Here is a 24,788-nt window from a genome sequence, read left to right on the forward strand (position 1 = left end):
ATTACTTATTTGTATGTGCCAAGCATTTGTTATTCAGATATAGAATTGATTCTTTTTAACGGCGTTGCATAATGGCAGTATGAATTGAGGTGTAACTTGATGGAATGTCCACGTTGTGGGTCGTCTCACACCCGTAAAAATGGCAAGAAAAGAGGTAAACAAAATCACATTTGTTGTGATTGTAATCGCCAATTCATTGATCGCTATGAACCGCCCCAGGGATACAGTGATGAAGTGAAGCGGGAATGCCTAAAAATGTACGTTAATGGTATGGGATTTCGCGCCATCGAACGGGTCAAAGGCGTTCATCACACAACATTGATTACTTGGGTAAAACTTGTGGGAGAACTGCTACCTGAGACCTATGATCCAGAGACAATTCCAGAAGTTGGCGAACTTGATGAGCTAGAAACTTTCGTCGGCTCAAAAAAAACAAAATCTGGCTTTGGACAGCAGTAAATCACTTCAAACAAGGTATTTTAGCGTGGGTTTTGGGCGACCATAGCGCCGAGACTTTTCGACCGTTATGGGATATTGTGGGTACTTGGCAATGCTATTTTTATGTCACGGATGGATGGTTGGTCTATCCAGGCTTTATTCCTGAAGGCGACCAGATTGTTAGCAAGACTTACATGACACGAGTTGAGGGGGAAAACACCCGACTGCGCCACTATCTCGCTCGATTGCATCGTAAAACGCTATGTTATTCCAAATCAGTACAAATGCTGAGGTATTCAATTCGATTGTTACTTTATTATCTCCGATTTTGGGATGTTCCGATTCCTCAATGATTCATACCGCGATTATGCAACGCCTTTTTAACTTATGCAGTCACCACCTTGTCTTACCTTGATTACCATGAGGTGATAGTTGCAGCGTGAATTAACTTATGCAGATACAATGCAATCTGGAAATGCTTATGGGACGTATGGCTACAAATATATAAGTAGAACGGCTTAAATAATTCACGCTATGTCCGCAGCGAATGAAACGAAGTGGAATGTTCGCGTAGCGTGCCGTAGGCTCTAGCAATCGCAACGGTTTTGACGATTTTACAATCTGTTACATAGTTAGGTTTATTCTCACCGACTTACTTATATCAGTTCGGCTTTATCTATAGAGATATAATCTTCATATGTCTGCGGAAAGTGGGTTTTTCCTTCTCTAAGGAGAATCTTATTTGTTTTGCTCAAGAGGTGCTGACGTCATTTTTATGTAACCAGGAATTCTCTCAAAATCTTGGAACCATCGCTGAATATTTGTATATTCTGATAAATCAAAACCTCCTTCGTGGGCTACATGTGTATATGCATACAAGGTAATATCCGCAATTGTCGCGTTAGCCCCAAGAAAGAACTTATTCTTCGCTAGGTGTTGTTCCATGACTGAAAGAGCTTTATGTCCACCAGCTTGCTTTGTATGATATTCTGCTTCACGCTCTTTGGGCAAACCCAAGTACTTATTGATATACCTAGCTGTTGCAATATAGGGTTCATGACTATACTGTTCAAAAAATTGCCACTGCAAGATTTTAGCCCTTTCATATTTATCTTTTGGTAGGAATTGAGTTTCTTCTGCCAAGTAATTTAAAATCGCATTGGACTCCCACAAATAACTACCATTATCCAACTCGACTACTGGTATTTTTGCATTTGGATTCATCCGCTTAAATTCTTCGCTATGAGTTGCACTAGCAAGGATATCAACGTGAACCCATTCATGCCTAATACCAAGAAACTGCATCAATAATTTAACTTTGTAACAATTTCCAGATAGCATATCTCCAAAGACTTTATACATGACAAGTACCTCTGTTTTCCTGATTTCCTTAATATTAAATATATAAAAATATCAAAAATCCTTCAAGGATTATCTAAAATAATTACAGGCAATAGAGTCTATAACCATAGGAGTTGGTAAGTTTTTTAATTCTTATCTCTTCTCGAATTTTACCAATCACTAATTGAGTAATTAAGGTGATTTTGCTCTGCTGTATCCACTCACCCACTCAACTGAAATCGGTCTGAAGGGGTGACGAAAATATCTAAAACACAGACTCAATAAGCTTCATAGCCCTTTCTATAGAAATTCCATTTATTGCGATTTCATCTTATGAGTTCTGCCACTAAATCAATACATTTGTACCTCAGTTCAACCCATGTTTGACTGTAAATTCCAACGTAAAAGCTACTATGTTTACGTACTTGACGGCCAGGTTCTTTCGCGATGTGCCAGTTGCGTAAGTCCTGACTACTTTAGAGATACATTAGTACTTCCATAGCAATAGCTGGCAAAATCAAATTAATACTGCGCCTATTACTCTTCTAACCAATAGAGTAAACCCAGAGAAGTAACTCCTCCAAAAAAGTGAGCGCCAATCATATTAATGTTTGCAAACATTACAAAAATATCTAGCGAACGAATGACATTTTCTGCTTGATAAATTGCAACACCTTGAGGCTGTGCTACTGCTTTACCCAATATAATTGCAACTGTCGTTTCCGAAGCAATAAAAGCTATTAATAACCCTACCAAACTCACCAGCAATCCAATTCGTAAATTTTGAATTACATCTTCCTTTTTGGGATGATTTTGAGAATTTGGCGTTTGTAAAAGTTTAGCCATTTTTCGATAACGCAAAGCCCAATAGACTCGAAAGCACAGCAATAAAAGACCAACAATAGCCAAAAATATCCCAAAGCCTATACCTGCATTGCTTGTCTGAGTAGTAATGTTACGGCTAAAACACGCCAACAATACAGCAATGCCAGAAATACCACCAAGTATTAACTGTACCCAAAAACTAATTTGACTTACTAAACGCAATGTAGCAGCAAATTTTTGTTTGCTTGGTGGATGTGAAAGTGATTCTAAATTATCTATCATATATAAGATTGATACCCATTAAGTAGATATTTTCAGAAAATATAGTAAATTGGAGCTTAATTTCATCTATCTATATAAAAACCATTAATTCACTAATGAATGTATTTAATTTTTGAAATATCAGGTTTTTATGGGAAAGAGTTTATCTAATAAAAACTCACAACTAGGTATTGACTTACTTATAAATTAGGGAGTAAAAGTGGAAAACTAGTGGAGAATAGGTCTTTTTGGTAAAACCTATTACTTAAGAAAGAGACTAGGAAATCTATAGATAGAATATTTTCCCAAGCATATCTACCTTAAATTTGAGATACCACGGTAGTCTTATCTCAAGCATATAAATTTTTACAAATGATTTAGGACATCTGTAGTATTATTTAATTCAGGAGTAGCTGAACTAGAAACCCCAGATTTTGTAATATACTTTAGTTCAAAGCTGCTGCTACTTGAATAGCTAGTTTCTGAGGATTAAATGGTTTACTAATTATGCCTTTGACATCTATATCTTTGAATAGACGTTCGTTATTAGTGCGTCCTCTAGCTGTAAGTAAAATCACAGGTATATGTTTAGTTATTTGATTAGCTTGTAGTTTCTCAAAAGTTGTCAAACCATCCATATAAGGCATCATTACGTCCAAAAGGATAGCATCAGGTTGAGATGATTGAGCTAAGAGTAATCCTTGATTACCTGAAGTAGCAGTTAACACCTTCCAGCCGCCCATAATTTCTAGACAAGTCTGAATCAATTGACGGATGTCATCTTCATCATCAATAACTAAGATTTGCTTAGAGGTCATTGTTATTATCTTCCTATTTTAATTATTCTTATTCCTGAGTTATTTAATTCTTTCGGTGTAATGAGGGTATTGTTTAGATATACCATTCTCTTAAGATTGATTTTTATGGTAAAACTTGAAAGTGGAAAACTAGGGTAGAAGTTTAATAAATAGATAGCATAAGCAGAAGTAATATGAAATGTGGAGATTAACGCGATGGGCTTTGCCCCGCCTTTGGCGATTCTCCTACGGAGACGCTATGCGAACGCAACTACAAGGTTATAGCATTGCATTATTAACGGTTTTACTAGCTTTACTGCTGACACTGCTTCTATGGCAGCTACACAGGCTGAATTCCATTTATCCACTGTTTTTAGCTGCTGTCATGGTTAGTTCCTGGTATGGTGGCTTAAACCCAGGACTGTTAGCAACTTTTTTCTCTGCTATCGTCTGCGCCTACTTCCTTTTACTCCCTTTCTATTCTTTGTCTGTTGCTGGGTTTGGTGCGTTGGGGTTGCTTCAGTTTGTGCTAGTAGCATTGTTGATTACCTTACTTAACACTGCACTACGTCAGGCGCGATCGCAAGCTCAAATGAACGCGCGAGTAGCCCAACAAAATTACGAGTCTCTACTTAAAACTCAAGACAGTCTGCGTCAGAGTGAAGAACGTTATCGGTTGCTAATAGAAGGAGTAACTAATTACGCAATTTTCATGTTAGCTCCAAACGGTAACTTTACTAGCTGGAACATTGGAGCCGAAAGTATTTTAGGCTATCAAGAAGCAGAAATTATTGGTCAACCTTTTGAGCGCATTTTTTCACCAGAAGCAATTGAGCGCGGACAACCACAACAAGCATTGAGCAAAGCCGTAACTGAAGGTTTTTCTAAAGAAAATCGTTGGCATCTCCGCAAAGATGGGACATTTTTTTGGGCGCATTGTGTAATCACACCTTTACGAGATGAAAATGGAAATCTGCGCGGATTCTCTAAGATTATGCAAGATATTACTGAGCGCAAACAAGTTGAAGAAGAAAAAGAGCAATTGCTGCTGCGAGAACAAGCTGCACGCGCTGTTAGCGAAGCGGCGCAAAGTGCAGCAGAAGCTGCAAACCGTTCCAAGGATGAATTTTTAGCAATAGTTTCCCATGAATTACGTACCCCCATGACTGCAATTATTGGTTGGGTGGGGATGTTGCAAACGGGTGCGCTAGATGAAGCTAAAGCAACTCTTGCACTTGAGACAATTGAACGCAATGCTAATTTACAAATGCAACTTATTGAAGACTTACTTGATATTTCGCGTATTGTAAGAGGAGAAATTTCACTCTCCATTGATTTGGTAGATTTAGTAGAAGTAATTACAGATGCGATCGAGGTTGTACAATCATTGGCAGATGCAAAGGATATTCAAATTGAAACTATACTTGATACTTCAATAGCAAAAATTTCGGGTGACTCAGATCGCTTGCAACAAGTTATGTTAAATCTACTCACCAATGCGATCAAATTTACACCCAACGGCGGACGGGTTAAGGTGCGGTTGTCAAAGGAAATTTCCCAATGTTCAATTCCTAGCTACGTTCAAATTACTGTGAGTGATACTGGTAAGGGTATCAGTGCTGACTTTTTACCTCACGTTTTTGAGCGCTTTTGCCAAGCAGATAGTAGTCATACTCGGTCAGATAAAGGACTAGGTTTAGGGCTAGCGATCGCCCGTCATATAATAGAACTGCATAGTGGCACAATCCAAGCCCAGAGCCAAGGAATAGGTGAAGGAACAACATTTACAGTCAAGTTGCCTGTTTGAGCTTAATACGATCAGAGTTTGTTACAACTTTACTGGGTTATAAAAAAGACTGTAATATCCATTTGGAAAATGATTGTAGATTTTTTCTACTATCTTTGGAAGGAAGTTTTCTACTAATTTAGAGTGATTAAGAATAGCGATCGCGTAAAGAATGAATGTAACCAGACTGAAAACCAACAGTAGAAAGTCGTGAGCATCATTAATGGGATGATTGCAAAAATATTCTTAAACCTTGCCTTTGATAGATGTTATATAAAACTGAAAAGGAGATAACCTAAGTTAGATAAATTTGATGACAGTGCTTAAGGTTGCTTCTCCAAGCAAACATTTTCATGAGAATTCTGTTAATTGAAGACGATTATTTGCTTGCTCAAGCTGTAGCTACAGCTCTTACCAAACAAAATTATGTGGTCGATATTGCTGCTGATGGTGAAGCTGGTTGGGAATTGATAAGTGTTTGTAACTATGACCTGATTTTGCTAGATGTGATTCTGCCAAAGCTGGATGGTATCAGTCTTTGTCGGCAATTACGCCAGTCAGGACATCAAATGCTGATTCTGCTTTTGACAGCAAAAGATACTAAAACAGATAAAATTATCGGTTTAGATGCCGGAGCAGACGATTATGTAGTCAAACCATTTGACTTTCAAGAGTTATCAGCTCGGATTCGTGCTTTACTGCGTCGGGGAAATACTTCTTTACCTCCTATTTTGGAATGGGGAAGCTTGCGTCTCGATCCTAGTACTTGTGAGGTAACTTATGCAGATATTGTACTAAATTTAACGGCAAAAGAATTTAGTCTTTTAGACCTATTTTTACGCAACAACCAGCGCATCTTTAGCCGGAGTGCAATTGTAGATCAACTTTGGAGTGCTGAAAAAGATCCACCTGAAGAAAATACGATTAAATCTCATATCAAAAGCTTAAGACAGAAGCTAAAAGCAGCAGGTGCTAACTATGATTTTATAGAAACTGTTTATGGAATGGGTTATCGCTTAAAAGCTCTATCGAATGAACAAAAATGTCAGAAAAATCAGCAGGAAACAGATTTAAAACAACAGAAAACTCTCCTAACAGCCATTGCTCAACAGCTGGAAAATTTTAAAGTTAAGGTTGGTTCGCGCATTACAGTATTGAACTTAGCTGCTGATGCTTTAAGAAAAGGTTTACTAGATGTTGAACTAAGGCAAAAAGCAGAGCAAGAAGCTCACAAGTTAGCTGGTTCTTTAGGTAGTTTTGGCTTCCCCAAAGGCTCGTTATTAGCTAATGAAATAGAAGATATATTTCAAAATCTAAAATCTACTAGCCAAGCTAAATGTTTTTATTTAGATAAGCTTTTGATTAAGTTGCAACGAGAGCTAGAAAAAACTCCAGTTGAACAAAGACAAAATTTACTATTAGTAATTAGCAACGATCGCCAAGTAGTAGAGGAATTGATAAAGGAAGTTGAAAATCAGGAACTACAAGTTAAAATTGCAACTAATCTCACTACAGCCAGAAATATAATTCCATCTTTAAATCCCGATGTGGTACTACTGGATCTTGATATTCACAAAGATAGTTTGAAGTTATTAACAGAATTATCCCAGCGATTGCCACTGCCAGAAATACCAGTGTTAGTTTTTACAGAGCGAAATAATTTTAGCTATCGCGTTGAGGTTGCACGAGCTGGCGGACGTGGTTTTTTACAAAAATCTATGCCTCCTAGCCAAATTTTAGAGTCAGTTAGTCAAATATTAGAACAAACTTGTATTATCGAAGCGAGAGTAATGGTTGTAGACGACGATTCACAGACATTAACTTTTATACAACAATCTTTAGAACCATTAGGACTGACTCTAAAAACTCTTGAAGACTCACGATATTTCTGGGATAATTTGACAGAATTTTCTCCAGATTTGCTAATTTTAGATGTGGAAATGCCCCATATCAATGGCATTGAACTTTGTCAGGTAGTACGTAACGATCCCTACTACAAATTTTTACCAGTGCTGTTTCTGGTTGAGAATGTAAACACAGATATTGTCGAGCAAATATTTGCGATCGGTGCTGATGATTGTATAAGCAAAACTGCTAAAAACTCACAACTAATTACTCATGTATTGAACCGTATCAAACGAACATAACCAGTTAGAAAAATAGCTTAAGTAAATAAAAATAACCAAACACATGAATAACCCTCAACATCAGCCAAATGAAAAAACTTTCTGGAGTAAATTTAGTACTAATACACTAGTTCGATTCTTACTGTTTGCTGCTTGTGGTTGGGTATTAGTCAAAGTTTTTTGGTACTTCAAAGATGTAGTTTTTATATTTACCTTTGCAACAATTTTAGCACTCATTCTTAACTATCCTCTACGCTACCTGGAACGGTTCTTGAAGAGAGGTCTTGCCTTGGGTACAGTTATAGTCATCAGTTTATTAACAATCATTTTTATATTTGTATTTGTTGGTAATGTATTAATTACACAACTCCAACAATTAGTAGGTTTATTATTACAAATTATTAGTTCTAATAACAATCCTATTAATCAATTACAAAGCATATTAGCCACTCGAAATATTCCCATAAATTTAGAGGCAATAGAAACACAAATTCGCAACTGGTTTGTGTATGGAATGAATATGATTTTAGGTTTTTTACCCAATTTCTTAGAAAGTTATGTTGGATTTATCATTATTATTGTAATTGCCTTTTTTATGCTGACTGATGGAGAGCAAATCTGGCAACTGATTCTTAAGATGATTCCCCATAATCAACGCGATCGCTTTGCAAAATCTATTCAAAAAAACTTCATTGGTTTCTTGCGAGGTCAATTGCTAATCTCATGTATTCTGAGTATTGCTACTTTTTTAGTTTTCGCACTTCTTCGTGTTCCATTCCCGTTTTTGCTAGCTATAACTGTGGGACTTTTTGACTTGATTCCTGGTATCGGAGCTACACTAGGAGTTAGTTTGGTTTTTCTAATTATCTTAGTACAAAGCGGTTGGATTGTTGCTATTAAAGTATTGATAGCGTGTATAGTTTTGCAACAAATTCAAGATAATTTCATTGCACCTCGTGTAATGCAAAGTACAGTTCACTTAAATCCTATAGTAGTATTTTTTGCTCTTTTAATTGGTACAAAAATAGCTGGGTTATTAGGAGTATTCCTTTCTATACCAATTGCTGGAGTTATTGTAAGTTTGTTAGATATTGAGGAATTAGCAAACTAATTAAAAAATTGAAAATTAACTTATTTATTTGAATAAATAAGAAATTGTGTAATTCAAATGTATGTTTTAGTTTCGGAATTGCTTACATTGGTATTACGATTAGTCCAATTTCGCAACGCCCGAAAACTAATTAAAGCTGCTAATCCTGCCCCCAGAGAGTCCATAATTAAATCAATAATGGTGTCATCCAAGCTTTCAATCACTTGAGTATTGAGAATTTTACCAGCAGACCATTCTGTAACTTCCCACAAAGCACCAATGGCAATTCCAAAACTGGTAATTGTCACTAAATATAAGAGTGTATGATTACGAAAGATATTCAGCATTGAACCATAGACTAAAAAACTGAGTGCGAGGGTAATTGCAAAAGTCGTATAAGCATGAACAATCTCATCATAGGGACCTGGCATACCAAAGAAATCCCATACCCAACCAGTAGCATTTAGCAATGCAGCCAAGACAAATAGAAAATCAAACAAGGTGGGTAATTTATCATCTTGAATGACAAAGACAAAGGATATAATCAGGAAGACGGCAAGACCAAAGGCATTTGTCCATTTACCTTGAACTGCTGCGACTATGACAAGAATTGTTAATAGAGCTTGTCCTACCCACGCAATAATTCGATAACCTTTCCAATTGAGATTTTTCATTTTTTTCTTTCAGCTAAGGTCTGATTTTTTAAAGCTTGAATTGTACTGTCATATTGCTTTTGCACATCCTGGCGATCTAGTTCTTCTGGTAAACCGTCTTGGCTACCGCGCAAAATCATCTCTGCATGACGCTGTAAAACTACTTGGTATTTAGGATTGTTGATGTAAGTTGCAATATTCTCAATCGCTTCTAATAAACGAATGGTTACTGATGTATCAGAGCGTGCATATTGGCGAATTCCATTAAAGGCACTATCAACCAATCCCTCAAATGTTACCCCAAAGGCGATCGCACGTAATTTATGATCTTCATCGTAGCGGTAGGGTGAAGGAAAATCTTTTTGGGCTAAACGGGACAGTCCAGCGCCTAGTCTATCAACACAGCGAATAGCAGTAAATGGGTCATTAATCCCTGGAGAAAGCGCACGTAGGGCAATTTCTACTAACTGATCGATGGGAAACTCAATATCTTGTTGTTCGCTACGTTCTTTACCCAAAATAAAGCAATTATTGATTTGTTTGGTAAATTTTTTATTAACAAATTTACCAGGAAAAACCATAACTAAATGACTGTCCTTAACAATAAACTTTCCTGGTTGAGACTCAACGCGCAATAAAAGATTATTTTTTCGGGCAATTTTCATCAATTCTTCGTCATCAATTGCTTGTATGTAACCATTCTTATTAACTATTACAGGACTTGCAACCAAGTCAAAATTGTCAGGTATTTCTGCAACTTCTTGTGCGAATGGGTCACTACGTCCGATTTTTGTGGGAAATAAGCGATCAATGGCTTTATCTAAGTCATCACTAACGTTTTCGATGATGTGCGAAGCCTGAATTATTGTAGAAGCATGATCGATAAAATAAATCAAAACTCCGATGCTAATAATTGCCAGTAAAATACCGCAGGTAACCGAAATTTGCGGTACAAACTCACTATATCCATCTCCCTCACCATGAATAGTCCGAAGTATGAGCAAGCAGTAGATAAACGTACTTATAAATGTGCCAAGGACAACTTGATTGCCAGTGTCCTGCATGAAATTACGCAGGAGACGGGGACCAAAATTGGAAGCAGCTAACTGAAGCGCCACGATTGTAATTGAAAAGGCAGTAGCAGCAACGCTAATCATTGAACCTGCAACTGCTCCTAAAACCGATCGCGCTCCATCTGCTCCACCAGTGTAGCTCCACCAATAACTAATACCCGCCTTACCTGTGCGATCGAGCATTAACATTGTGAATGCCAACGCAGTGGTAAGTATAGCCATAATTGAGGGAATGAACCAATAACTTGAGTGGAGCGTATCCCACAGTTTGCCTAATTTGACATTTTTCATGTTTCATTATTCACCTTTGCAGAATCGACTTTACTATTGCCATCATCTTGCTTTTGAGCAAGTAACCTGAGTGAACTGCTAATGCTGCGGGGTTTTGGTACTTCACCTTTACCAGATGGCCAACCTTCACGCTGACGGGAGCGTAGACGCAAAGCAGCTTGTCGCCAGACATCGCCATCTGTCTCTTCGGTCTGGTCGTGGAATAAAATTTGTTGTGTGGGGAAAGGCAAATCAATGCCATTTGCAAGGAGTTTTTTCTTAATAGCAGTAATCACTTTATGCCAAGCTGCGGAGATTTCTGCATTCCTAAACTTTCCTCAATTAATTAATATTTGCTAACATCAACGCTGTGAATTTTGATGCAATAATTCTTGAATTTCCTCCCGCAAAGCAGCAATTTCACTCTGAAGCATTTGAATTGATTTTGCTCCAGCTAACTCGGCTTCATCATCATCAGCATCACGACCAATAAAAAAGGTCGCTAAAGTTGCAGTGACATAACCAAACACGGCAAAAGCATATAAGGCTAAGAAAAAGCAAAGTACTCGTCCTTCGGGCGTTTTGGGCGAATAGTCAGAACCCATTGTTGTCATTAGCATTGCTGTCCACCAGAAAGCAGTGCTGTAATCGTGCAGCCCTGATTCCCCAGGAACTTCGTTTTCAAAGGCATACATCCCTGCTGCTCCTATGACAGTAACGATCGCAGTCAATGCCACAACATAACCAAACCCTCGACGGCTAATACTGGCTCCTAAAACCCGCATTCCTCGGTTAGCACGAGTCATGACTCGCAACAGTTGTAGCCCTCGCACAACCCTGGTTGTTCGTAATATCCGTATAACTCGTATAATCCGAAAACTACGTAGTGCTGGCAACATCAGAGAAATAGCTGTTAGCCAGTTGTTTTTGATATAAAAAATTTTATGAGGAGCGATCGCTAGTTTCAGGAGAAAATCTAAGATAAAAATAATCCAAATAGTGATGCTAACGGCTTCCAGGAAAGGATTTAACCCCCAGACTATCTCGATGATGAATAGTGCCAGCCATACAAAACCCAGCACCAGCATTGGAATTTCTAGCCAATCTTCCAACTGTTGCAAGACTTCGCCGCGTTCTTTTTCTAGGGCTTGCTTTTGGGAAAGCTTTGGACTACTCATAAATGGGCTTATTGTTTACTCGCAGGTGGTTCTAGCACGTTGACATCAACTAAAGGTGTGACATTTAAATCCTGTTTCAATAATTGAGCTTGAATTGATTGGGTGAGGCTAGAGCCTATTTCTTCATTAGGCAAGTCTTGCAATTCCTCTAAAACTTTCCCAACTTCTCGATTAGAAACGTGAACAATCACTACATCAATGGGTTCTTCTGCATTTCCTTCAAGTCGTGCCAGATTTGTCCCATTATGAGATTTGGTAATATCGATAACAGTTTTTCCATTTCCCTGTGGTACTTGGATAATGAGTTGACGCATTTTCACCTCCTACCGCTAACCATCTTGCTTTTTCAGGCAACAACTCCACTACCCAAAGAAAGATTTTTTTAAAGATGTATCTCATACTCAATTAACGCTTGATTTTTGTCCGTAAAATGGATGCATAGTAAAATAACTGATGCTTAAGGTAGCAAAAAAGGTTATGTAAATAAAATTTCATTAATTTATCGTTTTAGACTCAGATTAAATCTAAATAGTGGAAAAGCCGTGGATAATTCCGCTAAATTTTTCTTCTCAAAAGCAAGTTTTAGATTTTATTAGTTAGATTTATAATTGAAATCATTTACATGTAGCTCCTAAAACTTAAATACGATGCAGAAATCTCATTAATTATTAAACCAGAATTTTCTATACATCAATCAATTATTTAAATATAATTTAGTCATATTTGATGGGAGCCAACTACATTTATAACGATTTTTATGAAGGAGATGTTATGGCATCTGGGTGAGAATTTTTAGGAGTGACGCTAGCAATAATCCAAGCCCGAATCCAAGCAAAACGTATCTTTTGGGAACGTTAAACCATAAATGCAGAAGTCGTCAATAAATTATGATACTCTTTGTGGGTGTAGCATTTCCCGTGGCTGAAATCAAATAGCCCTAGCAAGCGATCGCCTATTTCGCAGACTCAAAAATATCTGTACCAATCCATAATCACTACCCTGCCAGTAGACTTAAGAACCCGCTTCATTTCCGCAAAAGCAGCCATCGACTATTTGCCCGACATCTTGTGTTGGAATCATCCGATGGCGATCGCTGATTCTCATGCTTCCCTCTCTCCCAGATGCTGAATCCATAAACACCGTATAAGCTACAATCAATATTTAAGCTGCAAAAATTATACCCCCATAAATCCTATGGAAAGTCAGAAGATTATAGCCCTACAAAATATCTTCAACTCTCGGCTAGATACCTTGAGTCATCTCTTAAAGGTGGGAGAGAGTCATTTCTCAGATGATGTAGAATCTCTATTGCAGCGCCGCATAGCACCTGATATGTTGCCTTTTGGCACACAAATTGCATTTACTTGTAATCAACCTCGCAACTTTGCATTATGGTGCTTAGGACAGTCGGATAATAACCTGAACCCTAACGTAGCATCTTTAGCTCAGGCTCGTGATTATATTTCATCCACTCAGGAACTCCTGAAAACTATCAATGTTGATGATTCTAAGCTTTCCGAAATAAAGCGTATGGATTTTGGACAAGGGCTATACATAGAATTATCTGGAATTTCCTATGTGGATGATTTTTTGATGCCCAACTTTTACTTCCATCTAGTGACAGCTTACGATATCTTGCGTATGGCAGAAGTACCTATCGGCAAGCGTGATTTTATGATGCATTTGGTACCTTTTATCAAACACCAAGGAGACTCATAATTCTGATTGTTTCCAGGATTCCTATGGTATTCCCTTGATTAGTTATTAAAACCCTTCCTTTGGGAGGGGAGAAAACTACTTTGAAGATTCGAGAAAAAGTCTCTATTTTGACAAAGTTTTGATTAGTCAGAATTTAACTCTCAAAATTTAGAATTGGTCCGATAGGTACAATGCGATTGGGATTAATATCCGCCATACTTATATAGTAGCCGCGTTTGATATGGTCGAGGTTACAGGTAACTTTAAATTCAGGAATATTATACAAGTTTTTTAGATAATTCCACAGGTTGGGATAATCCACTATTCGACGTAAATTGCATTTAAACAGACCATAATATACAGAATCGAAACGATACAGGGTAACAAACATGCATATATCCGCTTCTGTAAGGTTGTCCCCACACAAATAACGCTGTTTTCCTAAGATTATTTCCCATCGATCTAAACTCTCGAAAAGTTCTGTCAAAGCTTGTGCGTATGCTGCTTGAGAGGTGGCAAACCCAACTCGATACACTCCCAAATTAATTGGTGTGTAAATTGCATCGATGGTTTGATCGATTTGCTGTTGTAATTCAGGTGGGTATAAATCTATTTTCTGGGTTGCCAAAGCAGCAAATTCTACATCCAACATCCGCATAATTTCGCGGGATTCATTATTGACGATGGTTTGAGTTTGCTTATCCCACAATACAGGAACCGTAACTCGTCCCGTAAATTTGGCATTAGCTTTGAGATAAATCTCTTGCAAGTATTGCGCATGATTAGCAGTATCGGGAATCGTTCCTGGTGCATCCGAAAATATCCAACCCTTTTCGCTCATAACTGGATCGACAATCGAAACCGCGATCGCGTCCTGTAACCCTTTCATTTCCCACATAATTAGGGTACGATGCGCCCAAGGACAAGCCAAAGCAACATAGAGGTGATATCTTCCTACTTCCGCTTTCAATCCAGAATTGCCATCTGCGGTGATACGACTGCGAAATGTGGTAGGTATAGGATGGAACTCACCTTTTTGAGTACGCTGATTCCCGTCTGCTATCCACTCACCTGCAAGCATGATTCCTGAAGCCATAAGTTATCTCCTAGGTGGGATGATGTCATTATTTTGGCTTCCCGAATTTAGGAATACACCTGTCTTGGGGAATAGTCTGAGTGTGGCAAGTGTTGTATTACTCCCGTTGTTACCAGAATTATTGTTATTAACCTCGGAATTCCTCCATAACGGACATTTCCACACATACAACCGCCAGTAACATGTATTATTATGAAAATATATCCCTTCGTTATTACTGTTCGTAATTGCTATCTCAATATATCGTTTTCAAGTATCTTTTCCCTATGATACAAAAAGCAAGGTAAAGCGCAAGAAAGTCCAATCCCAAGAGTTAATGCAACGTAGGCGATCGCCCACCAGCGAGAAGTTCCCAAACGTTTCAATTCAACCCATACAAAACCAAAAAATACTAATCCACTAATTATTAAATCGCTTGCGAATATGGCTGCAATATTATTTGCAAATGCTCTTTGAAAGAATAAAGGTAAGGAAACTAAAGCTGTTGGGTCTTGAAGCGCCCAAAACCAAGGCGTGATAGAGCCTGCGATCGCAAGCAATAAATAGAGGGTTTTTATGGAGTTAAATGATTTTTTTGCTGAGATATTAGTTGATTGCAGCATAGTTTTTATCTCTCAAGTTAGTATGACAATATTGTGACAGGCAGAGATAATCAAAACAATTACCTAGTAGGTAATCAAAACTGTCAATATAAATAATTCTCATCATGAAACAGCCTTTAACCGTTTCCAATTCCAAGCTTACCCAATCCTTTGGAGCACTCCTCAAACTATGGCGCAACCAAAGGGGATTTAGTCAACTCGATTTAGCTGTCACGAGTCAAGTTTCTCAGCGACATATCAGTTTTTTGGAATCAGGGCGAGCTAAACCCAGTCGGGAGATGATTCTGCAATTGGCTACTGTCCTGGAAATTCCCTTGAGGCAGCAAAATTTGATGCTAACAACAGCAGGATTTGCCCCTATTCATACCGAAACCGATATGATAGCTCCTGAGATGACATCGATTCGTAGAGCGATCGATTTCATGTTGCAAAAGCATGAACCATTACCAGCGATTGTAGTCGATCGCTACTGGAATCTAATCCTAGCTAACAACGCAGGTACTCGACTACTCACCACTTTTATTGATGCAGATAAGCTACAAACAACCTTCTGCGTGGATGGGAAAATCAATTTAATGCGGGTTGTGTTCCATTCCCAGGGGTTACGTCCATTCATTGTTGGTTGGGAAGATTTTGCCCACCATTTACTGCAACGACTGCATCGAGAAGCACTTGCAGAAGGAGAAACTGAGTTATCCACTGCTTTGCTCAAGGAACTAATGAGTTATCCAGGTGTTCCTGAGATTTGGCATACCTCAAATAAAACCCCACAAAATACTTTGCTGTTGAGTATTCACCTCAAAAAAAATGATTTAGAATTGCAGTTTTTCTCAACTATTGCCACTTTAGGTACTCCCTATGACATCACACTTCAGGAATTACGAATTGAATGTTTATTTCCCGCAGATGAAGCGACTGAACATAATTGGCAACAGTTAGTTAAATAAGAAATTGATGACAAATTTCATCATCTGACTGATAAATATACATTTCACAAATCGCTTAATTTTCTTGATACTCACCAAATTGCTGGATAAGTTTTGCAACTAAACCTGTCCATCCAGTTTGATGACTAGCACCAATACCTGCTCCATTGTCACCGTGGAAATATTCATAAAATAAAATAAAATCTTGCCAGTTAGGGTCATTTTGAAACTTTTCTGCACCACCATAAACAGGTCGCTTGCCAGAATCATCTCTCAGAAATATTCTCATTAATCTTTGTGATAATTCCGCAGCAACTTCCCAAAGTGTCATCATTTTCCCCGAACCCGTGGGACATTCCACTTGAAAATCATCTCCCAGGTAATAATGAAATTTTTGCAGAGATTCTATTAATATAAAATTAACTGGAAACCACACAGGACCACGCCAATTAGAGTTACCACCAAATAAACCACTACTGGATTCGGCAGGTTCATAATTGACTATAAATTGAGAGCCGTCAATATTAAATTTATAGGGATGTTCTCCATGAACTCTCGAAAGTGCCCGAATTCCATAATCTCCCAAAAACTCACTTTCATCCAGCATTTTTTGTAAAATTAATTTTAATTTATCCCTAGAAACAATTGCCAATAATCTCCTGGCTTCCATACCTTTTGATTCCATACAAGCTACATTTTTTCGCAAGTCAGGACGATTTTTGATAAACCATTCCAAACGTACTTTAAAGTCAGGAAGTATATTTAATATTTCTGGCTCAATTGTTTCCACGGCAAATAGGGGAATTAGTCCCACCATTGATCTCACTTTCAGGGTAATTTGTCTTTCACTCAGGTTTAAAACATCATAGAAAAATCCATCTGATTGATTCCACAAAGTATCTTCCCCTTCGCCAATATGGTTCATCGCATCGGCAATATAAAGGAAGTGTTCAAAAAATTTAGTAGCAATATCTTCATAAACAGGATTAGTTTTTGCCAGTTCTAAAGCAATTGTAAGCATATTCAAACAATACATTGCCATCCAACTAGTGCCGTCAGATTGGTTAATATGTCCACCCGTAGGTAAAGTGGCACTGCGATCAAATACTCCTATATTATCTAACCCAAGAAATCCCCCTTGAAAAACATTATTACCTTCAACATCTTTGCGATTTACCCACCAAGTAAAATTCAGTAATAACTTCTGAAAAACTCTTTCTAAAAATTGTCTATCTGCACGTCCAAACATCTTCTGTTCAATCTTATAAACACGCCAAGTTGCCCAAGCATGAACAGGAGGATTGACATCACCAAATGCCCACTCATAGGCAGGAATTTGCCCATTGGGATGCATAAACCATTCTCTTGTTAAAACATCCAATTGATTCTTCGCAAAATCTGGGTCAATCATTGCCAAAGGAATACAATGGAATGCCAAATCCCACGCCGCAAACCAAGGATATTCCCATTTATCAGGCATGGAAATAATATCTTCATTATTTAGGTGAAACCACTCATGATTTCTGCCATTTTTACGTGATTGAGGTGGAGGGAATGTAGCTAAATCACCTTTGAGCCATTTCTCGACATCATAATGATAAAACTGTTTAGTCCAGAGCATACCAGCAAAGGCTTGACGTTGCACATTTTGCATATCTTCGCTGATATCAAATGGCGTAATCCTCTGATAAAAATCATCTGCCTCTTGCTGTTTTTGAGCAAATATTTTATCAAAATTTTCATCAAAAGCTTCAGTTAATCTTGGGACATCACTTAAGCGCAATCTAATAGTTTTAGTTTCACCAGCACCAACTGTTAATAAATAATGAGCGGCTGCTTTTGTGCCTATTTTTTCTGGATTAACTGTCTCTTTTTGACCATGAACAAGATAATCATTAATTCCGTCTTTCACATATGTATTAGTATTATCAACTCCAAATATTCTTTTGGTATTTGTTTCATTTTCTGTAAATAAAAGCTCGGTTTCTCCCTCACAATATAACCATCTTTTACCTAAAATTGGGTGGAAAGCTGCGATAATATTCAGAGAGTTATCTAATTTAATTTCTTGTAGAGCAGGTTTATTAGTTTCCCCATCCCAAGACCAAGTATTACGAAACCAAAGAGTTGGTAAAACATGCAGTGTTTTCATTTCTGCACCTCGGTTAACTACTTTGATTTGAATCAAAATATCCTCAGCAGTGTTTTTGGCATATTCAACGAACACATCAAAATATTTGTTTTCATCAAATACACCTGTATTTAGTAGTTCAAATTCTGGCTCTTGACGACTTCTGCGTTGATTTTCTTTAATTAATTGGGAATAAGGGAATGCTGTTTGGGGATATTTATAAAGCGCTTTCATATAAGAATGAGTGGGGGTATTATCAAGATAAAAATAATATTCTTTGACATCTTCTCCATGATTTCCTTCATTCCCAGTTAAGCCAAAAAACCTTTCCTTGATAATGGCATCTTCCCCATTCCAAAGAGTAATAGCAAAACATAATTGTTGATGATCATCGGAAATACCAAAAATGCCATCTTCACCCCAACGATAGGCACGCGATCGCGCTTGATCGTGAGTAAAATAATCCCAGGCAGTACCGTTGGGACTATAGTCTTCCCGTACTGTTCCCCATTGGCGATCGCTTAAATATGGTCCCCATTTACGCCATTTTGCTTGATGATTCCGGGTTTGTTCTAATCTAATTTCTTCCTGGGTTAAATTTGTCATCTCATTTCCAGTCCCGTCCATATATTTTGCCCAATTAAAATTTACTAAGAATAGTTGACTATTTGACTTAAGTAGCATTTTTGCAAATATTAAGCCATGCGTTCAATTAGGCGATCGCCCACACGCAAAGCATTGGCAATAATTGTTAAGGTAGGGTTTACAGCAGCGCTGGAGCGAAAGAAACTACCATCGACTACATACAAATTATCAATGTCGTGGGTGCGACAATTAATATCCAACACAGAAGTTTTAGGATCTTCACCAAAGCGACAGGTACCACACTGATGTGCAACACCTTGCAAGGGCAATTTTTTGCGGAAATAAAAGGAAACAGGAATAATCCGTTCACCATAACCAATCATTTTCAATACTTGTGTCCAGCGATTGACTAGCCGATTGTAGGCTTCGGTATTATTTTCTGTATAATTTAACTGGATAGAATCACCCCGCAGAGTAACCCGGTTATTGGGGTCAGGCAAATCTTCAGCAGTTAACCACCAGTCTACCGAATGAGTGGCGATCGCCTCAAAAGCATTTTTTTCCTGAAAGGATAGTCCCAAAACTGAGGGAGACTCTTGAGCAATCATATCTGCATTCACTTTCCCCAATAACTGTACGTGACCCATGGGATAATCAAAATCTGCATCACCCCAGTAAAAATCATTAATTGCTAAGGTTTTTTGAAATTCCGTTAAATTGGGTTTGAAGCTGACTCCAATAATGGCTCCATTTTGATGCTTCATTAAATTTCGTCCCACCTGATCCGAACTATTTGCTAACCCAGAAGGATGGCGATCGTTAGCTGAACGTAATAACAAAGCAGCAGAATTGATTGCTCCACAGGAAACAACCACAATATCACTAGAAAAAATATGTGTTTCTCTATTAATTTCGGCTTCTACAGCAATGATTTCTCGTCCAGAAGGATTTGTATGTAGTAGTTTTACCTTGGCTTCAGTGATGAGGGTGACATTATCATACTGCTCTGCTGGACGTATACAACTCACATCTGCATCAGCTTTCCCATTTACTAAGCAAGGAAATCCATCACAGGTATTACAACGAATACAGTCACTTAAACGACGATTTACTTCATTTAACTTAATAGCAAGTGGTAAATAAAAGGGATGATAACCTTTTGTTTTCAGCAAATCATGAATTTCTTGAATCCGGGGTTCGTGGGTAATTGCGGGATAGGGATAATCTTCAGTTGTAGTTGGTTCTGTGGGGTCTAAACCACGCTGACCATGTACTTGATAAAGCTTTTCAGCTTGAGTATAGTAGGGTTCAAAATCCTTGTATTTGAGAGACCATTCTGGTGAAATTCCACCCTTGTGAATCACCCGTTCAAAGTCTTTTTCTCGCCAACGAAATAGGGCACCCCCATACACTTTAGTATTACCACCAACAAAATAACTTGTGCCCGGATGAATTGCATTTCCCTTTTGGTCATACCAAACTTCATGAGTATGATAATGCTCTTTTTGTACTACTTCTACCGTATTCCAATTAGCTTTCTCACGAGGTAAAAAAGAACCACGTTCCAAAATTAAAATTTTCTTGCCAGTGGGAGCTAGACGATAAGCAAGTGTACCCCCACCTGCACCAGTACCAATGATGATTACATCGTAGTGTGAAGTCGTCATATTATCATAGGCTCGCATTCTCAAGTTCTTTGTGGAAAACTAAAGCTCTCAAAGTAAATGAGGTTTATTTCCGAATGTGAAAATATTATGACGCAGTATAGAGATGGGAAAATGATATTTACCTAAATATTAATACTGAAAATACTAAGAGTTTGCTTAAATTTTTCTTAGGAAATTTTCAGCAGATTTTTAGGATTGCTCTATTGACTATTCTGTCTAAATAATTACTATTTTGCGATCGCACCTTGATACCATTTTTCTAAATTCCGGCTACAGATAATTCTCCCCCTGCTGTCTATGTGTAGCTTGAGTTTGGAGAATTAGTATTACTGCTAGATATCTAGTTGCAGCATTCAAAAAAAGCAATTGAAAAAACTTAATTTATTTTTTCTCAATTACTTCTTGAAGAAATGGTGATAGTTCACTATTTAGCCGACCAGAACGCACAAGTTCAGCATAGGTATCGGCTTCAACTGAAAGTAGTTCTTGACGCAGTTGCTCCATGATAAAATCTTGCAAATTTGGATATTCATCCTGTAATTTCTCGATTTCTCCTTGCAAGCATTCAAGTTCTCCTCGAATAAGTGTTTCTTGGTAGCGACAAAATTCTGGATCAATCCCTCGACGTTGCTCAATTTGACTTAAATGTTGGAGTACTTGATTTAAAGCATTTTCACGCGCAACTGCTTCTAAATATTGTTGACGTACTGGTTGATCACCCAATAATTTCAACCCTTTTAGTAAAGGTTGGATGGTTAATCCTTGGACAAGTAGTGTAAACAACACTGCACCAAATACCGTAGCAATTAACCCTTCCCGATCTGGTAAATTAGCCGAAACACTCAACGCTAAGGCAATGGAAACAGCACCCCGTAATCCGCCCCACCAAAGGACTGTTTGGTCTGGTAGAGTAATCTTATTAACTACACGATTGCTCAAAAAGCCTAATAGATAAATAGCGATCGCGCGTGTAATAATCATCGCTCCCACTGTAATAGCGATCGCTTGTAAGTTGTCGCCCAAAATTGTAAAGCGAATTTGATCGCCAATCAGCAAAAACACAATCGAATTGACAAAAAATGCCAGAAATTCCCAAAATTCTGTGACAATTACCCTTGTACGGGGGTTCATACCAATTCGAGAGCCAAAGTTACCTAGAATTAGACCTGTAGTCACAACTCCAATCACCCCAGAACCACCCAAATCTTCAGTAATTAAATAAGTTCCGTAAGCAGCAACGAGGGTTAAAGACTGTTCAACTAAAGGTAAATCAAAGCGTTGAGTTAGATAAGAAATACCAAATCCAATTAAACCCCCAACAGCGATACCAATACCGACAACGCTAAAAAACTGTAGCAAAATTGGTTTGATTCCCAATTCCGCAGTCCCCGTAGACAGCGCAATTAAAAAACCAAAGGCAACAACAGCCATGCCATCATTAAATAAGCTCTCACCTTCCATTAAAGTTGAAAGCCTTTTATCAGTTCCTAATTCCCGAAATAATGCAGTTACAGAAACCGGATCCGTAGCAGAAAGACAAGCTCCAATTAGCAAAGCAGTTGAAAGAGAAATTCCTGCTAGTTGATTTAACCCAATTGCGACTCCAGCAATAGAAATTATTACCCCAACAATTGCAAACAAACAAATTGGGAATAAATCCTGCTTTAAATCTGCCCATTTTAAGTTCCAGGCAGCTTCAAATAACAGAGGGGGCAAAAAAATCGATAAAATTAAGCCGGGAGAAAGATTGACTAATCGCACATCTACTAGTGCTAACATCAACCCAACAATTACTAATAAAAGTGTGTAGGGGATACGACGAAACCAGCTAAATATTTGTGGTAGGGTTGCTACACTCAGAGAAACTAAAAGTACAAGCAGAAATTGCTTGAGATTTTCTTCAATTACCACTTCTCCAATTGCCGATTCAATCGCCATATTAGAATTACCCCGAAAGTTATAAGCTAATTTTAGTTAAATCATTGCCAGATGGCAGCCATTGAACAAAGCAGTCATAATTAACAGATTAAAGTCAAAGTTAAAATCTTAGGACTGATAAATGCTTGAGAGTGTGAGCGATCGCATCAAAAATTTTCAGCACAAAACTGTTGAATTGACTCAGTTAGAGCAACTACAAACCGAATTGTTAGAGGAATCTACACTTTCACCGAATTACCTCATTTTAACGGTTGGCTCTTGTATTATTGCAACCCTTGGCTTAATTACTAATAGTGCTGCCGTTATTATCGGAGCAATGATCATTGCACCTTTAATGCTGCCAATCAGGGGACTCGCTTACGGCGCACTTACAGGTAATATTTTACTCTTTCGCCGAGGGTTAATAGCTATTGTATTCGGAACCCTGCTATCAATTGGGTTAGCTTACACCCTAGAGATGTTAGTGGGAATTTCTGCTTTTGACACCGAAGTGCTATCGCGTTCTAAACCAACCTTATTAGATTTAGGGATTGCAGTGACAGCAGGTAGTATTAGCGGTTATGCCAAAACAAATTCTAAAATTTCTGGTAGTTTGGTGGGAACTGCGATCGCAGTGGCGTTAATGCCGCCTATTTGTGTTATCGGTTTGGGTTTAGCCTCTGCAAATTGGTCACTCAGTCAGGGAGCAGTTCTTCTTTATCTAACTAACCTTTTAGGTATTAGCCTCGCTTGTATGCTGACATTTGTAATTATGGGCTATTCTCCCATAAAGCGAGCAGGTGCTGCACTATTTTGGACATTATTACTTACAGGTATTTTACTGCTACCTCTAAGTGTCACATTCGCCCAATTAGTTCGACAAACAAATCTGGAAACCAGCCTCAAGAATGCACTACTAACTAAAACCATCACGTTTCAACGCTTGGAATTGCTCAAAATTAATACCAATTGGTTAACCAAACCTCCCCAAGTTCAGTTAATTGTGCGGACAAAAGTACCCGTGACTCCCAAGCAAGTTGGATTATTAGAAAATTTTGTGCAAAAAGAAATGGGGCAACCCTTCACTTTAGTATTTGAGGTTAGCAAAATTGAAGAGATTAGAAGAGAAACGCCTATTTTACCCTGATTTCTCTCCAAGGGTAGATAGTAGCATTTTGACATCTATCACCATCAATAGATGACTGTATTTTAAAATCAGAATACGTTTATAAATTTAGCCTTTATGGCAAGCTCTAGTTAGAGGAGTAGATAAATTTTGCTATTTGCTATTCGCGATCGCTTCAGGAATTTTAGACGACATAGGCTAGAACCAATACGGATAAAGCAAATACAAACAGAATTGCTAGAAGAATCTAGCATAAATGCAACTTACTTAATTTTGATTATTGGTTCCTGTGCTATTGCTAGCTTCGGTTTACTCAGTAATAGCACTGCGGTAATTATTGGAGCGATGATTATTGCACCATTAATGCTACCTATTCGTGGTTTAGCTTTTGGTGCATTGTCGGCTAATGTAGAGCTATTTCGTAAAGCTATTATTGCAATTATAGTCGGAACAGTATTGGGAATAGCAATCGCTTGCAGTCTCGGTTGGCTGGTTGGGATTGCGAACTTTGGGAGTGAAGTACTATCTCGTTCAAAACCTACCTTATTAGATTTGGGAATTGCAGTAGGTGCTGGGAGTATTAGCGGTTATGCCAAAGTTCAACCCAAGATTTCCACCAGTTTAGCAGGAACAGCGATCGCTGTCGCCCTAATGCCTCCTGTTTGTGTTATTGGTTTAGGAATATCACAAGCAAATTGGTCACTTAGTCAGGGAGCAACTTTACTTTATCTGACAAATCTGCTGGGTATTACCCTTGCATGTATGTTGACGTTTTTTATTGTCGGCTATTCTCCACTTCACAAAGCCAGAACACCTTTAATTCTGACTTTATTATTTATCAGTACCTTGCTGATTCCTTTAACTGTTAGCTTTAGTAGATTAGTTCAGCAAGCACGACTCGAAAGTAGTGTAAAAAAGATATTACTCAATCGTACCCTCACATTTCAACGCTTAGATTTAATTAAAAGTGATACTAATTGGTTAACAAATCCCCCACAAGTTCGATTAAGTGTAAGAGCCAAAGAACCAGTGACAATTACACAAGTCAGGTTATTAGAAGATTTTCTAGCAAAAGAAATGGGAAGACCTTTTACTTTAATATTTGAGGTTGGACAAATTGAAGAAGTTAGAAGAAATATGACAACTTTTAATTTAGAAAAATCTCAAAATTTAGAACAAAAATAATAACTTTAGGTAGAATT

The 24,788-nt window shown here is 38.0% G+C and carries 22 protein-coding genes and 1 pseudogene; 9 read left to right on the plus strand and 14 right to left on the minus strand.

What is annotated here, in order from left to right; translation table 11 throughout:
- Nucleotides 1–99 precede the first annotated feature (99 nt).
- A protein-coding gene (locus tag IJ00_RS27385) for an IS1 family transposase (protein WP_144415958.1) occupies nucleotides 100–791 on the plus strand; the annotation gives its coding sequence in 2 pieces (ribosomal slippage) (nucleotides 100–424 and nucleotides 424–791; 693 coding nt in all).
- A 385-nt stretch (nucleotides 792–1,176) separates the two neighbouring features.
- On the opposite strand, the gene IJ00_RS01050 is transcribed toward IJ00_RS27385, so the two are convergent.
- The 3 genes from IJ00_RS01050 to IJ00_RS01060 form a co-directional block, all read right to left on the minus strand.
- Nucleotides 1,177–1,800, minus strand: coding sequence for a glutathione S-transferase family protein (locus tag IJ00_RS01050; protein WP_035149152.1), 624 nt, complete (start codon nucleotides 1,798–1,800; stop codon nucleotides 1,177–1,179).
- A 516-nt stretch (nucleotides 1,801–2,316) separates the two neighbouring features.
- Nucleotides 2,317–2,886: a DUF3611 family protein gene (locus IJ00_RS01055; protein ID WP_035149154.1), complete on the minus strand. Its 570-nt coding sequence runs from the start codon at nucleotides 2,884–2,886 to the stop codon at nucleotides 2,317–2,319.
- A gap of 425 nt (nucleotides 2,887–3,311) precedes the next feature.
- On the minus strand, nucleotides 3,312–3,683 hold the full coding sequence (locus tag IJ00_RS01060; protein WP_035149156.1) for a response regulator: 372 nt from the start codon (nucleotides 3,681–3,683) through the stop codon (nucleotides 3,312–3,314).
- 238 nt (nucleotides 3,684–3,921) lie between these two features.
- Between IJ00_RS01060 and IJ00_RS01065 the strand changes: the two genes are divergently transcribed.
- The 3 genes from IJ00_RS01065 to IJ00_RS01075 all read left to right on the plus strand — a co-directional run bounded on the left by IJ00_RS01065 (nucleotide 3,922) and on the right by IJ00_RS01075 (nucleotide 8,685).
- Nucleotides 3,922–5,469, plus strand: coding sequence for an ATP-binding protein (locus IJ00_RS01065; RefSeq protein WP_035158266.1), 1,548 nt, complete (start codon nucleotides 3,922–3,924; stop codon nucleotides 5,467–5,469).
- Nucleotides 5,470–5,801: 332 nt separating this feature from the next.
- Nucleotides 5,802–7,595, plus strand: coding sequence for a response regulator (locus tag IJ00_RS01070; protein WP_035149158.1), 1,794 nt, complete (start codon nucleotides 5,802–5,804; stop codon nucleotides 7,593–7,595).
- Between the two features lie 43 nt (nucleotides 7,596–7,638).
- Nucleotides 7,639–8,685, plus strand: a complete 1,047-nt coding sequence (locus IJ00_RS01075; protein ID WP_035149160.1) for an AI-2E family transporter — start codon at nucleotides 7,639–7,641, stop codon at nucleotides 8,683–8,685.
- A 53-nt stretch (nucleotides 8,686–8,738) separates the two neighbouring features.
- On the opposite strand, the gene IJ00_RS01080 is transcribed toward IJ00_RS01075, so the two are convergent.
- The 6 genes and pseudogenes from IJ00_RS01080 to IJ00_RS29820 all read right to left on the minus strand — a co-directional run bounded on the left by IJ00_RS01080 (nucleotide 8,739) and on the right by IJ00_RS29820 (nucleotide 12,972).
- The gene (locus IJ00_RS01080) at nucleotides 8,739–9,338 is read right to left on the minus strand and encodes a hypothetical protein (protein WP_035149162.1); all 600 of its coding nucleotides are present in this window, start codon (nucleotides 9,336–9,338) and stop codon (nucleotides 8,739–8,741) included.
- Nucleotides 9,335–10,681: a DUF2254 domain-containing protein gene (locus tag IJ00_RS01085; RefSeq protein ID WP_035149163.1), complete on the minus strand. Its 1,347-nt coding sequence runs from the start codon at nucleotides 10,679–10,681 to the stop codon at nucleotides 9,335–9,337. The genes IJ00_RS01080 and IJ00_RS01085 overlap by 4 nt, the downstream gene beginning before the upstream one ends.
- Nucleotides 10,678–10,989, minus strand: a pseudogene (locus IJ00_RS01090) (mechanosensitive ion channel family protein); the annotation flags it as partial. The gene IJ00_RS01085 and the pseudogene IJ00_RS01090, both read right to left, overlap by 4 nt.
- A gap of 33 nt (nucleotides 10,990–11,022) precedes the next feature.
- Entirely contained in the window at nucleotides 11,023–11,838 is an 816-nt protein-coding gene (locus IJ00_RS01095) for a potassium channel family protein (protein WP_035149167.1), read from the minus strand.
- A gap of 8 nt (nucleotides 11,839–11,846) precedes the next feature.
- On the minus strand, nucleotides 11,847–12,152 hold the full coding sequence (locus IJ00_RS29485; RefSeq protein ID WP_035149169.1) for a hypothetical protein: 306 nt from the start codon (nucleotides 12,150–12,152) through the stop codon (nucleotides 11,847–11,849).
- 697 nt (nucleotides 12,153–12,849) lie between these two features.
- On the minus strand, nucleotides 12,850–12,972 hold the full coding sequence (locus IJ00_RS29820; RefSeq protein WP_256388834.1) for a hypothetical protein: 123 nt from the start codon (nucleotides 12,970–12,972) through the stop codon (nucleotides 12,850–12,852).
- Between the two features lie 60 nt (nucleotides 12,973–13,032).
- Between IJ00_RS29820 and IJ00_RS01105 the strand changes: the two genes are divergently transcribed.
- Nucleotides 13,033–13,557, plus strand: coding sequence for a DUF1993 domain-containing protein (locus tag IJ00_RS01105; RefSeq protein ID WP_035149170.1), 525 nt, complete (start codon nucleotides 13,033–13,035; stop codon nucleotides 13,555–13,557).
- Between the two features lie 133 nt (nucleotides 13,558–13,690).
- Here IJ00_RS01105 and IJ00_RS01110 read toward each other — a convergent pair whose 3' ends face one another.
- A complete protein-coding gene (locus IJ00_RS01110; protein ID WP_035149173.1) occupies nucleotides 13,691–14,632 on the minus strand; it encodes a glutathione S-transferase family protein in 942 nt (313 codons plus the stop codon).
- Here IJ00_RS01110 and IJ00_RS28655 point away from each other — a divergent pair.
- Complete coding sequence (locus IJ00_RS28655) at nucleotides 14,616–14,813, plus strand: hypothetical protein (RefSeq protein ID WP_168163401.1); 198 nt, start codon at nucleotides 14,616–14,618, stop codon at nucleotides 14,811–14,813. The genes IJ00_RS01110 and IJ00_RS28655 overlap by 17 nt on opposite strands.
- A 49-nt stretch (nucleotides 14,814–14,862) precedes the next feature.
- Here IJ00_RS28655 and IJ00_RS01115 read toward each other — a convergent pair whose 3' ends face one another.
- Complete coding sequence (locus tag IJ00_RS01115) at nucleotides 14,863–15,234, minus strand: DUF2834 domain-containing protein (protein WP_046814685.1); 372 nt, start codon at nucleotides 15,232–15,234, stop codon at nucleotides 14,863–14,865.
- A 104-nt stretch (nucleotides 15,235–15,338) separates the two neighbouring features.
- On the opposite strand from IJ00_RS01115, the gene IJ00_RS01120 reads away from it, so the two are divergent.
- Nucleotides 15,339–16,181, plus strand: a complete 843-nt coding sequence (locus IJ00_RS01120; RefSeq protein ID WP_035149177.1) for a helix-turn-helix domain-containing protein — start codon at nucleotides 15,339–15,341, stop codon at nucleotides 16,179–16,181.
- 55 nt (nucleotides 16,182–16,236) lie between these two features.
- Here IJ00_RS01120 and IJ00_RS01125 read toward each other — a convergent pair whose 3' ends face one another.
- The 3 genes from IJ00_RS01125 to IJ00_RS01135 all read right to left on the minus strand — a co-directional run bounded on the left by IJ00_RS01125 (nucleotide 16,237) and on the right by IJ00_RS01135 (nucleotide 22,481).
- Nucleotides 16,237–18,897, minus strand: a complete 2,661-nt coding sequence (locus IJ00_RS01125) for a glucosidase (protein WP_035158268.1) — start codon at nucleotides 18,895–18,897, stop codon at nucleotides 16,237–16,239.
- Between the two features lie 89 nt (nucleotides 18,898–18,986).
- Nucleotides 18,987–20,543 (minus strand): GMC oxidoreductase, encoded by a 1,557-nt coding sequence (locus tag IJ00_RS01130; RefSeq protein ID WP_035158269.1) that lies wholly within the window; start codon nucleotides 20,541–20,543, stop codon nucleotides 18,987–18,989.
- Between the two features lie 381 nt (nucleotides 20,544–20,924).
- Nucleotides 20,925–22,481, minus strand: a complete 1,557-nt coding sequence (locus IJ00_RS01135) for a Na+/H+ antiporter (RefSeq protein ID WP_035149179.1) — start codon at nucleotides 22,479–22,481, stop codon at nucleotides 20,925–20,927.
- Nucleotides 22,482–22,602: 121 nt separating this feature from the next.
- Here IJ00_RS01135 and IJ00_RS01140 point away from each other — a divergent pair, with 121 nt between their 5' ends.
- Complete coding sequence (locus IJ00_RS01140; RefSeq protein WP_035149181.1) at nucleotides 22,603–23,607, plus strand: DUF389 domain-containing protein; 1,005 nt, start codon at nucleotides 22,603–22,605, stop codon at nucleotides 23,605–23,607.
- 129 nt (nucleotides 23,608–23,736) lie between these two features.
- Nucleotides 23,737–24,771 (plus strand): DUF389 domain-containing protein, encoded by a 1,035-nt coding sequence (locus IJ00_RS01145; RefSeq protein WP_035149182.1) that lies wholly within the window; start codon nucleotides 23,737–23,739, stop codon nucleotides 24,769–24,771.
- Nucleotides 24,772–24,788: the final 17 nt, after the last annotated feature.

It is taken from the genome of Calothrix sp. 336/3 (genome assembly GCF_000734895.2).
In the GTDB taxonomy this organism is placed as follows: domain Bacteria; phylum Cyanobacteriota; class Cyanobacteriia; order Cyanobacteriales; family Nostocaceae; genus 336-3.